Source organism: Pseudonocardia sp. (genome assembly GCF_025465255.1).
In the GTDB taxonomy this organism is placed as follows: Bacteria; Actinomycetota; Actinomycetes; order Mycobacteriales; family Pseudonocardiaceae; genus Pseudonocardia.
In genome coordinates, this window is sequence record NZ_JAODNI010000147.1 from 1 (window position 1) to 13,834 (window position 13,834).

The 13,834-nt window shown below is 70.9% G+C and carries 12 protein-coding genes; 6 read left to right on the top strand and 6 right to left on the bottom strand.

Annotated features, from left to right (window positions below):
* On the top strand, window positions 1-374 hold a 374-nt coding region (locus JWP64_RS17990; protein ID WP_297498480.1), incomplete at its 5' end, for a hypothetical protein.
* A 158-nt stretch (window positions 375-532) separates the two neighbouring features.
* Window positions 533-805 (top strand): hypothetical protein, encoded by a 273-nt coding sequence (locus tag JWP64_RS17995; RefSeq protein WP_297498481.1) that lies wholly within the window; start codon window positions 533-535, stop codon window positions 803-805.
* 113 nt (window positions 806-918) lie between these two features.
* Here the strand turns inward: JWP64_RS17995 and JWP64_RS18000 are convergent, their stop codons facing one another.
* Window positions 919-1,908 carry a helix-turn-helix domain-containing protein gene (locus tag JWP64_RS18000; RefSeq protein ID WP_297498483.1) on the bottom strand — a complete coding sequence of 330 codons (990 nt, stop codon included), beginning with the start codon at window positions 1,906-1,908 and terminating at the stop codon, window positions 919-921.
* 46 nt (window positions 1,909-1,954) lie between these two features.
* Complete coding sequence (locus tag JWP64_RS18005) at window positions 1,955-3,766, bottom strand: thiamine pyrophosphate-requiring protein (RefSeq protein ID WP_297498485.1); 1,812 nt, start codon at window positions 3,764-3,766, stop codon at window positions 1,955-1,957.
* A 254-nt stretch (window positions 3,767-4,020) separates the two neighbouring features.
* Between JWP64_RS18005 and JWP64_RS18010 the strand changes: the two genes are divergently transcribed.
* Window positions 4,021-5,544: a right-handed parallel beta-helix repeat-containing protein gene (locus tag JWP64_RS18010; RefSeq protein WP_297498486.1), complete on the top strand. Its 1,524-nt coding sequence runs from the start codon at window positions 4,021-4,023 to the stop codon at window positions 5,542-5,544.
* 90 nt (window positions 5,545-5,634) lie between these two features.
* On the opposite strand, the gene JWP64_RS18015 is transcribed toward JWP64_RS18010, so the two are convergent.
* The 3 genes from JWP64_RS18015 to JWP64_RS18025 form a co-directional block, all read right to left on the bottom strand.
* Complete coding sequence (locus JWP64_RS18015) at window positions 5,635-7,122, bottom strand: amidase (RefSeq protein WP_297498488.1); 1,488 nt, start codon at window positions 7,120-7,122, stop codon at window positions 5,635-5,637.
* A gap of 37 nt (window positions 7,123-7,159) precedes the next feature.
* On the bottom strand, window positions 7,160-7,909 hold the full coding sequence (locus JWP64_RS18020) for a hypothetical protein (protein ID WP_297498489.1): 750 nt from the start codon (window positions 7,907-7,909) through the stop codon (window positions 7,160-7,162).
* 75 nt (window positions 7,910-7,984) lie between these two features.
* Window positions 7,985-8,797 (bottom strand): N-acyl homoserine lactonase family protein, encoded by an 813-nt coding sequence (locus JWP64_RS18025; RefSeq protein WP_297498491.1) that lies wholly within the window; start codon window positions 8,795-8,797, stop codon window positions 7,985-7,987.
* A gap of 202 nt (window positions 8,798-8,999) precedes the next feature.
* On the opposite strand from JWP64_RS18025, the gene JWP64_RS18030 reads away from it, so the two are divergent.
* A complete protein-coding gene (locus JWP64_RS18030; protein WP_297498494.1) occupies window positions 9,000-9,668 on the top strand; it encodes a GntR family transcriptional regulator in 669 nt (222 codons plus the stop codon).
* 71 nt (window positions 9,669-9,739) lie between these two features.
* Here JWP64_RS18030 and JWP64_RS18035 read toward each other — a convergent pair whose 3' ends face one another.
* Window positions 9,740-11,488: a helix-turn-helix domain-containing protein gene (locus tag JWP64_RS18035; protein ID WP_297498496.1), complete on the bottom strand. Its 1,749-nt coding sequence runs from the start codon at window positions 11,486-11,488 to the stop codon at window positions 9,740-9,742.
* 230 nt (window positions 11,489-11,718) lie between these two features.
* Here JWP64_RS18035 and JWP64_RS18040 point away from each other — a divergent pair, with 230 nt between their 5' ends.
* A complete protein-coding gene (locus JWP64_RS18040) occupies window positions 11,719-12,960 on the top strand; it encodes an LLM class flavin-dependent oxidoreductase (RefSeq protein ID WP_297498499.1) in 1,242 nt (413 codons plus the stop codon).
* 62 nt (window positions 12,961-13,022) lie between these two features.
* Window positions 13,023-13,832 (top strand): N-acyl homoserine lactonase family protein, encoded by an 810-nt coding sequence (locus tag JWP64_RS18045; RefSeq protein ID WP_297498503.1) that lies wholly within the window; start codon window positions 13,023-13,025, stop codon window positions 13,830-13,832.
* Window positions 13,833-13,834 lie beyond the last annotated feature (2 nt).

Consider the following 13,834-nt stretch of genomic DNA (forward strand, 5'->3'; position numbering starts at 1 on the left):
GACAGCGCCCGGTCCTGGAGGCGTTGAGCGACCAGATCGACGCGCTGGCCCGGCTGAGCTACTACCACCGCGGGCTGACCGCCGCCTTCACCGCGGCGGTACTCGAGTACACGATCCGCACCGAACATACCCCGGACGCGGCCGACGACCTGGACCCCCGGAACGTCGTGCCGATGATCGCCCCGCTGTTGCGCCTGGTCAGCTACGGCCAGGAGTCCGGGCAGCTGCGCGAGGACCCGTCGGCGTTGGAGATCAGCAGTGCCGTGGTCAACCTGCTGCTCGTCCGCAGCCTCAACCACAAGGACGAGCCGGCGGAGGCGACGGCCGAGCTGCTGCGGACGCTGCTGTTCCGGACGATGGCGCCCCCTGCCTAATGGTGGTCCCGCTCACGCACCGACCGGCTCTCGAGGGCAGGCCCGCTCCCGCCCGTGCGCTGATCGGACACGATCCCGCGTGATGCGCACACAACCTCGTCGTCCGGCGAGCTTCACTCGAAGAGGAACACCCACGCCTTTCGTCTCCGGAGTCGCTCGTGCCCCCGTACCCCCGCTGCCCTGAGCCCGCCGAGCACGCCGCACACCTGATCGTCACCGCACGTCAGCTCTGGCCCGGCGTTCCGCTGCTGCAGGCCCAGGGGGATCTGATGCCGACGACGGCCGCCACTCTGCTCGGTCGGCTCGAATCCGAGTTCGCCGAGGATCCCTGGGCGCTCGATCTGTTCGAGCTGGATTCCGATCTCGATGGTGTCGTCTCCGGCGTTCCCCTCGACGGCCTGCTCGCCGGCGCCCCCCGCGGAGCGCTCTGATCCTCCGCCTCTCGACGGTCCGCTCCCCGCGACCCGACGCGCCAGGGGCAACGATGCCCCCGGCGCGTCGCAGCCGTCCTCGGCGGCCCGCGCGGTGGGGGTGAGGTCCACCCCTACGCGGCCAGCGACCGGATCCGGGAGTGCCGAAGGGTTTCCGAGGGCGGGATGCCGTAGTTCGCCCGGTAGGCGAGGGAGAACCGGCCGGGGTGGGCGAAGCCGCAGCGCAGCGCGACCTGCGAGACGGTGACCGCGGTCGGATCCGCGCGGACGAGCGCGTCGTGGGCGCAAGCCAGCCGCAGCTCCTGTAGATAGCTCATCGGGGTGGTGCCCAGATGCCGGCGGAACGCCTCCTGCAACGACCGGACGCTGACCAGGGCAATGCGGGCGAGCTCGGCGACGGTGAACGGGTGGTCGGGTGTCGCCTCCATCGCCTCGACGGCCCGCTTGACCGGACCGGGACCCCAGGAGCGGACCGGGGCGGCGAGGGCGTCGCGGTAGGGATGCTCCACCGAGAACAGCAGACCGCGCAGCAGCGCCTCCTGCATCGGCGCGGCCGTGACGTCGTGGCTCAACAGTCCGCCCGGGGAGGTGGTCTCCGCGGCGATGAGCCGGACCAGGCGGGCCCAGCTCCGGCCGGCACCGTCCCCGATCTCCAGGTTCGGGGCCAGCTCCAGCGGCCGCCGTACCGAGCGCCCGAGCTGGTGCTCCAAGGCGTCCTCCAGCGCCCCGCTCTCGATCCTGACCGCGAAGGACCGGTAGTCGTCGCTGGTCCGCATGGCAATGCCGCCGATCGGTCGGAACACCGCCGCTCGCGTCGGGCCCACCGCGAACGAGGCGCCCCGGTGCTCGACGTCCATGTGTCCCGCGGCGGGGAAGTTGACGTAGTAGCAGGTCCCGAGGTCCGACATGTCGATCTGCATGCCGGCGGTGTAGAAGCAGTCGCCCACGCTGAGCGATCGGCGCGCCATACCGGAGAAACGGAACTCGTACGGGCGTCCTCGTCCGACCAGGTCCAGCGAGGTGTCGAAGTAGTTCGACCTGATGGCGTCCCGCGCGCCGTCCAGGTCCGACTCGTGGAACGAGAAGATCTCCGTACCGGTCATATCGACGACCTCGTATCCGGGTGGAACCTCGGCATCCCGTCAGCGCTCAGCTCTCCTGTTCGCGCTGGCGGCGCAGCTGGGCAGCGGCTCGGTCGCCGTCGGGCTCCTGGCGCAGCGCGGCGAGCATCTGCTCGACCTTCTCCTTGGGCTGCAGCGGCGCCAGCAGCGGGGTGTCGCGGTCGACGATCGCTTCGACGAGGAAGGGTCGGTCCGCGGCCAGGGCCTGCTGCCAGGCTTCGCCGATCCGGCCGGGCTCGTCGATGCGGGCTGCTCCCAGGCCGAGCAGCTCGGCGTAGCGGGCGTAGGGGAAGGGCGGGACCTCCTGCGAGACGGGGTAGCGGGGGTCGCCCTCCATCTCGCGTTGCTCCCAGGAGACCTCGGCCAGGTCGCCGTTGTGCAGCACGAGGACCACGAAGCGGGGGTCGGGCCAGTCGCGCCAGCGGTGGGCGACCGTGATCAGCTCGTTGAGGCCGTTCATCTGCATCGCGCCGTCGCCCGCCAGGACGATCGCCGGGCGGTCGGGATGGCCGAGCTTGCCGGCGATCGCGAAGGGCATGGCGCAGCCCATGGAGGCCAGGGTGCCGGAGATGTGGCCGCGCACGCCGGGTGGGAGCTGCAGGAAGCGGGCGTACCAGTAGGTGCACGACCCGACGTCGACGCTGACCAGCGCGTCGGCCGGGAGCAGACCCGAGAGGGCGTGCACCACCTGCTGGGGGTTGAGCAGCCCCTCCTTCCCGTCCGGCTGCTCCGAGGCGCGCTGATCGCGGATGTCACGCCAACGCCGGACGGCCGTCTCGACCTGCCTCCGCCACTGCGGGTCCGCGCGCGGCACGTCGCGCGTGTCCAGCCGGTCGCGCAGCGCCGCGAGGGTGTCCTTGGCGTCCCCCGTCAGGCCGACCTCGACCTCGGTCTTCGTACCGATGTTGCGGGCGGCGATGTCGATCTGGACGGCGCGGGCCTGCCCCGGGGCGGGGTAGAACTCCGTCCAGGGGTCGTTGCTACCGACGATGAGCAGGGTGTCGCAGGTGTTCATGAGCTCGGCCGAGGCCGTGGTGCCCAGGTGGCCCATCACACCGCAGTGGAAGGGCAGCGTCTCGTCCAGCACCGACTTGCCGAGCAGGGAGGCCGTCACCCCGGCGCCGAGCCGCTCGACGACGTCGACGACCTCGGCCTCCGCGCCGTAGGCACCCTGCCCGACCAGGACGGCCGGACGGGAGCCGAGGGCCAGCAGCTCCACGGCCCGGTCGAGGTCGGCCGGCACGGGCAGCACCTGCGGGCGCGACAGCGCCGTGCTGGTCGGCGCGACCCCGTGGGTGTGCGGGATCGACTCGGGCAGGGGCAGCTTCTGCATGTCGTGCGGGACGATGATGCAGGTGGGGGTGGAGGTGTCGAGCGCGGTGCGGAAGGCGTTGTCGACCACGAGCGGGAACTGCTCGGGGGACACCACCGTCTGCAGGTACTGGCCGCAGACGTCCTTGAACAGCGTGTGCAGGTCGACCTCCTGCAGGTAGCCGCTGCCCAGCGCCGTGGTCACGACCTGCCCGACGATCGCGACGACGGGTTTGCGGTCGAGCTTGGCGTCGTAGAGCCCGGTGAGCAGGTGGATGGCGCCGGGGCCCTGGGTCGCCAGGCAGACCCCGACCTCGCCGGTGGTCTTGGCGTGGCCGCTGGCCATGAACGCGGCCATCTCCTCGTGCCGGGCGGTGACGAGCTCGGGGTCGCCGCCGGCCCGGCGGAACGCCGCCAGGAGCGGGTCGATGCCGTCGCCGGCGTAGCCGAAGACGCGGCGCACGCCCCAGTCCCGCAGCCGGCCGACGATGCCGTCACTGAGCAGGAGCGACGTGTCCGGCGCGTTCATGCGCCGGGTCCGGCCGTGCCGGGCGGGTGGTGCAGGTGGGTCATGTGGGCCTCCCGAAGGGGAGCGTCCGGACGGGCGACCGGCCGCGTCGGTGGTAGGCCGGCGGGTACCCCTGACCGCGCCCGTCAAGCACCGCTCCTCGACGGCTCCCGTCCTGGCGGAGGCACGGACCGATCCGGCCACCCGCCCCGGGGATGACCATGCGGGGCCCGGGTACCTGGACGGGACGATCGGTGAGGCCGAGGAGGACCCAGGTGAGCGCTAGGTCGGTGTACGACGCGAGGGAGCACGGCCTGGTGGGGGACGGCGTCACCAACGACCAGCCCGCCCTCGCCGCGCTGGTGGACCGGCTCGGCCACGCGTACGCCGAGGACGGCCGGCCACGGATGATCGTGGTGCCGCCGGGGGACTACTGCATCCAGGACGTCGCGACGGTGTGGCGCTCGGGGGTCTCGCTGGTCGGCGCCGGTATGCAGGCGACCCGCTTCCTGCTCGCCAACCCCGGTGCCCCCGGGATGCCGACCCCGCTGATGTGGTTCACCGCCCTCCAGCACGGCGCCGGGCGGGACAACCACCTGGCCGACTGCACCTTCGCCTCCTTCGAGGTCGACGGCTCGGGGATGCAGTTGGACGAGTACGACCCGCTGGCCAAGGGCCTGGGCCTGCAATATGTGCTGCGCGGACGCTTCCGCGACATCTACGTCCACGACACCCCGGCGACCGGGTTCGGCTGCGACTTCCTGCAGGACACCGTGGTCGACGCCGTCCTGGCCGAGCGGTGCGGACGGCTCGACACCGGTGAGGAGCCGGGCGGGGCGGGGATCGGCATCGGCATCGGCGGCTGGGGGGCCACCGAACGGCTGACCGTCACCGCGTGCACGGCCCGGGGCAACGGCACCAACGGGATCTTCGTCGAGCTGCAGCGGGAGGAGTGGGCGCCACCGAGGGGCATCCGGATCACCGCCTGCCACGTGGAGGACAACCGCTTCGGGATCTCCGACTGGGGCGCCGACGGGCTCGTCGTGACCGGCTGCACGATGATCGGCAACCACGAGGCCGGGTTCGACATCTCGGCCCAGGGCACCACCTCGATCGCAGGCCGGGGCGGCATGGTGGTCAACTGCGTCATCGACGGCAATCTCGGCGACGGCGTCGGCATCGGCAACACGCCGGGCCCGTACACGATCAGCGGCAGCCGGATCAGCTCCAACGGGCGGTACGGCTACTGGGAACACCACTACGGCGGGGGCTACTCCGGCCCGGTGACCGACCTGGTCCTGGACGGGAACTCCATCCACGACAACGGCCTGGACGGCATCCGGGTCGATGCCGGGATCGACCACTCGGCCTTCACCCGCAACCGGATCCGCAACAACGGCCGGAGGGCCGCGCCGGCGACGTCGGGGGGCGGGTCCGGTGTCTCCTACGGTGACCTCAGGCTGACCGACGAGACCGCCGAGTGGCGCCCGGACGGCCACCGCGGCAAGCACGTCACCGTGGGGGAGGAGGACGCGGTGGTCCTGTTCAACACGGAGACCCAGCTCGCGCTGGCGCCGCACCGGCCGGGGGCCGGCAGGGCCTGGCGGTTGGGCCGGCCGCCGGACGGCGCGCCCTACGAGCTGCCGGGCGTGCCGCGGCGGCGGGCGGGGATCACCCTCGACGCCCCGGTCGGCGTGCTGGACCTCGACGGCAACCGGATCTGGGACGACCAGGAGGAGCCTACCCAGACCCATGTGACATGGGCCACCGAGCGGGCCTTCGGCGGGGCCGCCCGGTGACAGGGCGAAGGAGAGCGCGAGGACGACCGAGGGCTTCCTCGAGCGGTCGCGCGGGCGTGCCGCGGTCGACCACACCGAGCCCGCACGGGTTCAGAGCGTTCGCGCCGCGCAGCGCGCGTAGGTGTGCCGCCACGGCCGCAACTGCTCGAGGGCCGCCGCCGCGGCGATCACGCCGGGGTCGTCGTAGCGCCTGCCGATGATCTGCAGTCCCACGGGCAGATCGCCCTCGGCCATGCCGGCCGGCACGGACACCGCGGGATGGCCGCTGTAGTTGATCGGATACGTCATGCACCACCCGATCAGCGGGTTCACCTCGACGCCGTTGATGTGGGTGGGGCCGGCGGTGTTGCCGTCGTCCGCGTTGGGCACCGGCAGGCAGGCGAGGGTGGGCGTCAGGAGGAGGTCGTAGTTCCCGAAGACACCCTGGATCGCGTCGTAGACGCCGGTACGCATCTGCTGGTCCCGCAGGACCTCGACCGCGCTCGCCCGGTAGTTCGCCTCGACGTAGGAGCGGTACTCCGCGGGCAGGTCGTCGGCGTGGTCGGTCAGGAGATCGATCCCCTGGGCCTTGAAGAGCTCGATGACCTCGACCCCGGCCATCATCCGGCACCAGAGCTCCGCCAACTCCTGCTGCCCGTAGGGCATCGTCATGGCGATCTCGTCCACGACGGCGCCGGCGTCGCGGAACGCGGCCGCGGCCTGCGCGGTGACCGCGGCGACCTTCGGGTCGACCGGGTACATGCCGAAGTCGGGGCTGTAGGCGATGCGCTTGCCGGCCAGCGACCTCTCCGGCGTCGCGCAGGCCCCGACGTAGTCCACGGTCTCGTCGAGGGCGAACGGATCGCGCGGGTCGTATCCGGTGAGCACCGAGGCGCCGAGGGCGACGTCGGCGACGCTGCGCCCGAGCACACCTTCGAACAGGAAGGGGCTGACCCCGGTGAAGGCGTTGGGCCGCGACACGAACGGCACGCGCCCGAACGACGCCTTGTAGCCGACGACGCCGCACCAGGAGGCGGGGATCCGGATCGACCCGCCGCCGTCGGTGCCCTCCGCCAGGGGCAGCAGGCCGTCCGCCACGGCGGCCGCGGAACCGCCGGAGGATCCTCCCGAGTTCCGGTCCGTGTCGAACGGGTTGCGCGTGGGTCCGAACAGCGGGTTGTCACACGTGCCGCGGAAACCCATGACCGGCGAGTTGGTCTTGCCGAGCACGATCGCTCCCGCGGCCTTCATCCGTTCGGCGTAGGTGCAGTGGTGCTCGGCGATGTTCCCGCGCAGGGCGGGGATGCCGCCGAACGTCGACGGCCAGCCGGGGTGGAAGTCGAAGAGGTCCTTCAGCGCGGTGGGGACACCGTGCAGCGGCCCCAGCGCCTCCCCGTCCGTCACCGCTTTCTCCGCGCGCGTGGCCGCCTCCCTGGCCTCGTCGGCCGCGAGGAAGACGAACGCGTTGAGGCTGGGGTTGCGCTGCTCGATGCGGTCCAGGAAGTGGTCGACGATCTCCACGGGGGACACCTCGCGGCCGCGGACCGCCGCCGCCAGGTTCGTCGCGGACTCGTACGCCATGTCGTCGTCGAGAGGCATGAGACTCCTTCGGTGGGATGGGAAGCGGGGGTGCGGATCAGAGCGCGCGCCACCCGCTCACGCGGCGCAGGTCCATCTCGAACTCGACCTCGACCACCGGGGGCCTGGTCAGCCAGCGCACGAATCCGTGACGGCCGACCGCCGGCAACCGGTCGAGCAGCATCTCCTCCAGGCCGGGGATCTCGTGAGCGGTGTAGACGTCCACGAGCGTGGGTGACTCCGCGTCCTTGCCCAGCCCGGCCAGCCGGGCCCGCATCTCGTCGACGACGTGATCGGCCTTCTTCGTCAGGCCGGCTTCGGAGACGTCGCCGCGGGCGACGATCGCGTCGGGATCGAGGCCGTCGATCTCTCCGCCTCCCGCGACCACGAAATCGACGCCCCCGGCGCCGGCCGACCTCCGGACGAGAAACGCGGACAGCAGCACGGGCTCCCCCGGCGCCGACCGGACGGGGACGACATTCGTCCGCGCGATCGGGTTCACCCCGTCCTCGAGCAGATCGCGCTCGGCGAGGAGCTGCTGGTACGTCTCGTTGAACTCGTCGAACGCCCCGAACGCGAACGGTGCCGGTGACCTCAGTTCGACACCGACCAGCGCGCTCGGCGGCAGACCTCGCTCGGCGCACTCCTCGTCGAGACGAGCGAAGCCGTCGACGACCGGGGGCGGAGAATCGAACCGCACTCCGATGATCTCGTGACCCGGTTCGGCGGCCACCCCGGACGAATACGGGGCGATGGCGGGCAGGTACCGGTAGGTCCCGGTGCTGTGCTGCGACGCGGCGTACGGCATGGGCAGGTACTCCAGGAGGATCAGGCCGGCGCGGCGGCGGAGAGGAGGATCAGGCCGGCGCGGCGGCGGAGCGGCTCAGTCGAAGTACTTGGCCTGGGCCTGCAGCTCCTCGAGCACGGTCGCGTCGTGGCCGTAGACCATCGTGGCGTCGTAGCGCTTCTGGATCTGCTGGGTCCAGCGGAAGCTCTCCCACCAGGCGTGCGAGTTGCGGCCGAGCCAGCCCTGGGGCAGGCCCTGCTCGAACAGGTCGCGCACGTGGAACAGGTCGCTGGTCAGCATGAAGTGCCCGGAGTTGCGGGTCTCGACCTGCATGGTCATCAGGCCGGGGGTGTGGCCGGGCATGTGCCGCAGGGTGATGCCCTCGAACAGCTCGGTCTCGTCGCGGTGGATGGGCTGCCAGTTCAGCTCCCAGTGGAGGTCGCCGGGCACGTAGGCGCCGATGTCCTCCTTGGTCGCGACCGCGTAGGAGTGCTCCTTGATCTCCTTCGCGTGGGCGTAGATCGGGATGTTCTTGCCCTTGAAATGCTCCAACCCGCCGGCGTGGTCGAGGTGCAGGTGCCCCATGACGACGGCCTGGATGTCGTCGATGCCGTACCCGGCGGCCTCGAGGGCCTTGTCGAGGTGGTGCTCCTCCTCGTAGACGTTGACGGGGAAGGCTTCCCAGGCGGGCGCGGGCCAGTCCTCCTCGGCGTTCTGCGCGCAGCCGGTCTCGAACAGGATCGGGCCTGCCTGGGGGTGCTCGATCACGGCGGCGATGACGGCGACCCGGCGACGCTCGTAGTGCGGGTGCGGCTCGGACTGCACCGCCGCGTTGCATCCGCGGATGAAGAAGCCGTCGTCGGTGTCGATCCGGCCGAGGTCGAGCAGGGACAACTTCGTTCCAGCCATGGGGTGCCTCTTCCGTCCGACGCGGTGGTGATCCCACGGCCTCGACGTTCGCACCCACCGGAGGAGTTCCGTACACGAGATCCGAGGGCCCACATCGTCGACCGTGACGACACAAGAGTGTCTAAACTATAATTTCTAACCCGTCAATGGCGTCCACAGAGGAGACATCTGTCGGATCCGGTTGAGGAAAGGTGTATCCCGGGTGAGAACGGACGACGTGCGGCCGGTGTCGGCAGGGCTCGGCCGGGATCTGGTCGGGCTGATCCGCTCCCTCATCCTGACCGGCGCCATCGCCCCGGGCGAGAAGATCCTGCCCAAGGAGATCCAGGAACGGTTCGGCGTCTCCCACATCCCGGTCCGGGAGGCACTGCGCGCGCTGGAGGCCGAGGGACTGGTCGTCACGGTCCCGCGTCGGGGCACCACCGCCGCGGAGGTCTCGCTCGGCGAGCTCCGCGAGGTCTACGCCATGCGACGGCTGCTCGAACCACCGCTCATGGCCGGGGCGGCGCGGCTGCGCAGCGCGGAAGCGGTGGCCGCGGCACAGACGGCGCGGCGGCGTCTCGCCGGCGAGTCCGCCGCCGACCTCGACGCGTTCCTGGCCCGGCACCGGGAGTTCCACTGGTTGCTCGTCCGACCGGCGGTCCAGGCGGTCGGGCGTCGGGTCCTCGAACAGCTGTGGGTGATCTCCGAGCGCTACGTGCGGATGAGCGTGGCCGCCCACCAGGCCGACGTGAAGGCGGCCCACGACCACGACACCCTGCTCCAGGCGTTCGTCTCCGGAGACGCCGATCTCGCGGCGCGCGAGACCGTGCGCCACCTCGACCTCGTCGAATCCACGATCGTCGAGGCGCTGACGCCCGACCTCACGTGACCGCCTCGTCGCCCGCGTGGTCGACGACGGTGGACGGCAGGCGTCGTGGCGGGGGAGCGAGCAGACCGCCGCTAGAACGCGGTGTTGTCGAGGTCGATCCCCGCCGCCTGCAGCTTCCGGTAGAGCGTGGAGCGGGAGATGCCCAGGAGGACGGCGGCGTCCCTCTTGTTTCCGCCGGTCTCGGCCAGCGCCTCGAGAATGGCGTGCACCTCGGCGCGCTCGAAGCGGGTCAGGTTGCTACGGTGCGCCGCGCGGCGGATCTCCGGCGGCAGGTCGGCCAGCCCGGCGGCGGTCCCGGTCGCGGTGTCGAGCATGCGGGTGACGGCCGAACGGAGCTCGCCGACGTTGCCCGGCCAGGCCAGGCGCATGAGGAGCTGGATCACCTCGGGGGCCACCCGCCGCGGGGCGGCGAAGGCCGCGACGAGGGCGGGCACGTCGCGGAGCCGGTTGCGCAGTGGCGGCAGCCGAACCTGGTCGGTGTCGATCCCGGGCAGCACCGCGTCCTCGCAGGATGCGGAGCTGGTGAACGTCGCGGTGCACCGCCAGCCACGGATGGTGGCGGCGTCGAGGAGCGCGGCGAGCCGGCGCCGGGCGGAGGGATCGAGCAGGTCGAGGTGCTGGAGGAGGAGCCCGGCCGGTGGACCGTCCAGGGCGGCCCGAAGGTCGTCGAACCATGCGTGCAGGCCCTGCACCTCGACGGTGGCGGCGTCGCGGACGATCGTCTCCTCCCCGCGCTCGCGCAGCAGCGCCCGGGCCACGGCCGCTTTCCCGACGCCGGGCTCGCCGCAGAGCACGAGACTCCGCTCGGCGAGCGCGGTCCGGGCCGCGCGGCAGGCCCAGAGGAACGCCCGGTCCGCGCCGGACAGCCCCGCCGGGGCGGTCACGGGCGCGGCGGCACGGGAGGCGCCGGGCTGTTCCGTCGCCGGCCGGACCTCGACGAGCGCGCCGATCACCTGGTCGCCGTCGTGCAGCCGCATCGTGCGGGTCCGGGCGGTCCGCCCGTCGGGCAGTGGCAGCTCGTTCTCCACGATCCCGTCGCCGCAGCAACCTTCGAGAACCCGGGCCACGTGGTCCCACAACAACGGTTGCTCGACGCCGTCGAGGAGTCGCGCGGCCTGCGGGTTGGTCATCTGGATGCGGTCGTTGAGCACCAGGATCCCGGCGTGCGAGCGCCTGTCCCCGGAGACGAAGTGGCTGAGCAACGCGCGCTCCTGCACGGAGTGCTGCTCGAACAACCGCTGCTCGATGCACCGTGCCGTCTGCTCGGCCAGCACGGTGACCAGGGCATTGTCCCGGTCGGCCGCGCAGGTGATGTCGAGGATGCCCATCGGCCGCCGGATCACCGGGTCCATGATCGGTACGCCGACGCACGTGAACTGGACGAGCTGTTCGGCGTAGTGCTCGTGGCCGTCGATCCGGACGGTGCGCCCGAGCTCGACCGCGGTGCCCACGCCGTTCGTCCCCACCGCGTCCTCGGCGAAGACGAATCCCGGGGTGATGTTGTGGATGTCCAGCGCGTGCAGCAGCCGTTGTTCGTGCACCCGGCGGTCGAGGATCCGGGCGTCGGTGTCGGTGACGAGGAAGCTGACGCCCAGCTCGCCGAGCCGGGCGTTGAGGGTGTCGAGGACCGGGCCGGCGGCACGCAGCAGCCGTGACTCGGGATTGACGTCCGGCCGGTAGGGCGGGGCGAGCGTCTCGGTGGCGACCGCCCAACTCGAGCATCGCTTCCAGGACGAGGAGATCTCGTCGCGGACGCGCGCCGGGGCCGACCCGGAGGACAGGAAGCGTTCGCGTTCGCGGGCCAGCACGTCGTCGACCATGTTCCTCCTCCCGGGACAGCGTCGGCCCGATCAGGCACTGCGATGGTGCGGATCCACGGTAATCCGCTGCTCGAGGACGCCGTGTCCCAGATCGGGACACGGCCGGGGTCGACCGCCCCCCCCGCGAGGGCTCCGCCCGGCGGTCGGAACCGTGCTTCAGATTGAGACACGTGTCACAGCCGGGTTGAAGGTCGAATCACGGGACCAACGTCGTCCTGAGGAGCGAACCGGTGAAATTCCAGCTTTTCACGTTGCCGACCATCCCGGCGACCTTGGAGGAACGCGCGGCGAAGCGCCCGATCGGCCGGGACAACGACGCCTTCCAGGCCATGATCGCCGAGGTGCGGGAGCTGGCGATCATGGCCGACGAGGTCGGCTTCGACGTCTTCTCCACCACCGAACACCACTTCCACTCGGAGGGGTTCGAGGCGTCGGTCCAGCCGATGATGCTCTACGCCGACCTGGCCGCGCGGACCAAGAACATCAGCTTCGCACCGTTGTCACTGGTGCTGCCCGCGAACGATCCGCTGCGCGTCGCCGAGCAGGTGGCCTACCTCGACCACCTCACGGGCGGGCGGGTCTACGGCGGTTACGCGCGCGGCTACCAGGACCGCTGGGTCAACGTGCTGGGTCAGCACATCCCGGTGAAGGGGACGCCGATGGACGGAGGGGAGGACGACAAGCACAACCGGGCGGTGCACGAGGAGTACCTGGAGCTGATCTACAAGGCGTGGACCGACGACCTGCTGACTTTCGAGGGGCAGTTCTACCAGGTGCCGCCGAAGGGCGGGATCACACGCTGGCCGGCGGCGGACTGGACGAGGCGGTACGGGCACCCGGACGAGCTGGACGAGAACGGCCACATCCGCGGCATCTCGGTGATCCCCAAGCCGCTGCAGCAGCCGTACCCGAAGGCGTTCCAGCCGTTCTCGGTGTCGGAGTCGACGATGGTGCACACGGCCAAGAACGGGGTGATGCCGATCATCCTGACGGCCGAGCCGGGGCAGTTCACCCATCTCGCCGAGCTCTACCGGGACTCGGCGGCGGAGGCGGGTCGAGACCTCAAGCTGGGCGAGAGCATCGGCGCCTTCCGAGCCGTGGCCTTCGGTGAGAACCGTCAGCAGGCGTTGGAGCTGATGGAACGCACGAACTACTACGGGTTCCAGATCTACTTCTCCGGTTTCGGCTTCTGGGAAGCGTTGCGGCTACCCGGCGACGAGCAGCAGTGGCCGAAGGGCACGTTGCTGCCGCCGGAGGAGTGGACGATGGACCGCTTCACGAAGACCAAGTACGGGCTCGCCGGAACGGTCGACGACATCAAACGCGACATCGAGGACCTGGCCACGATCCACGGCAACGGCGGGGAGCTGGAGTGGTTCTCGTGGTTCTTCGACCAGGGACTCATGCCGATCGACGAGGCCAAGCGGCAGCTGGAGATCTTCGCCGAGCACATCATCCCCGAGTTCCGCTGACACCGGACGGCCCGACGGCACGGTGCCGGCCGGCCGTCCCGCACACCTTGACGGAGGAGTCGATGAGCGTCACCCTGCGCGGCCTCAATCTCGGATACATGGGCCTGGACAAGTCCCTGCTGGCCAACCGGCCGGAGAACGTGGGCACGGTCTACGAATGCCCGGCGCTCGCCTACATCATCGAGACCCCGGACGGGCGGATCCTCTGGGAGACCGGCCTGTCGGCACGCTGCTCGGACGAGTGGATGGCGGAGTGGCAGGAGGTCGTCGACCTCGACGCCGTGACGCCGGAGGCGTGTCTGGAGGCGAGGCTGAAGGAGATGGGCCTGGGCCCGGACGACTTCCGCTACGTGGTGCAGGGGCATCTGCACACCGACCACGCGGGCGGGCTGAGGCTGTTCGAGGACGCCGGCGTCGAGATCGTCGTGCACGAGGACGAGTACGCCCACGTGATGTCCATGGAGTCCGACGGCGACTTCTTCGCCCACGTCGACTGGGCGTTCCTCGGCGACAAGAAGCCGACGGTGGTCTCGGACGGCGGGACCGAGCTCGCCCGGGACGTACAGCTGATCCACCTGCCGGGACATACGCCCGGGCAGATGGCGATGCAGCTGAAGTTGGAGAACACGGGCACCGTGCTGCTGACCTCCGATGCGCTCTACCACCACGAGAACTACGTCGAACCGGGCGGGGAGCCGCAGATCTACTGGGACATCGAGAAGTGGCGGAGCTCGCTCGGCACGCTCGGGAAGGTGGCGCGGGACAACGACGCGTGGCTGTTCCCCGGGCACGACGAGACGGGCATCCAGCACTTCGACGGTCGCAAGGAGCTGAAGGCCATCCGGTTCGAGCAGGGCCACGCCTACGCATGAGA

What these genes read in the sequence shown, in the direction of transcription:
- JWP64_RS18015 (WP_297498488.1), bottom strand. Translation starts at nt 7,122, where the DNA reads ATGCCTCTCGACGACGACATGGCGTACGAGTCCGCGACGAACCTGGCG.
- JWP64_RS18020 (WP_297498489.1), bottom strand. Translation starts at nt 7,909, where the DNA reads ATGCCGTACGCCGCGTCGCAGCACAGCACCGGGACCTACCGGTACCTG.
- JWP64_RS18025 (WP_297498491.1), bottom strand. Translation starts at nt 8,797, where the DNA reads ATGGCTGGAACGAAGTTGTCCCTGCTCGACCTCGGCCGGATCGACACC.
- JWP64_RS18035 (WP_297498496.1), bottom strand. Translation starts at nt 11,488, where the DNA reads ATGGTCGACGACGTGCTGGCCCGCGAACGCGAACGCTTCCTGTCCTCC.
- JWP64_RS18000 (WP_297498483.1), bottom strand. Translation starts at nt 1,908, where the DNA reads ATGACCGGTACGGAGATCTTCTCGTTCCACGAGTCGGACCTGGACGGC.
- JWP64_RS18005 (WP_297498485.1), bottom strand. Translation starts at nt 3,766, where the DNA reads ATGAACGCGCCGGACACGTCGCTCCTGCTCAGTGACGGCATCGTCGGC.
- JWP64_RS18045 (WP_297498503.1), top strand. Translation starts at nt 13,023, where the DNA reads ATGAGCGTCACCCTGCGCGGCCTCAATCTCGGATACATGGGCCTGGAC.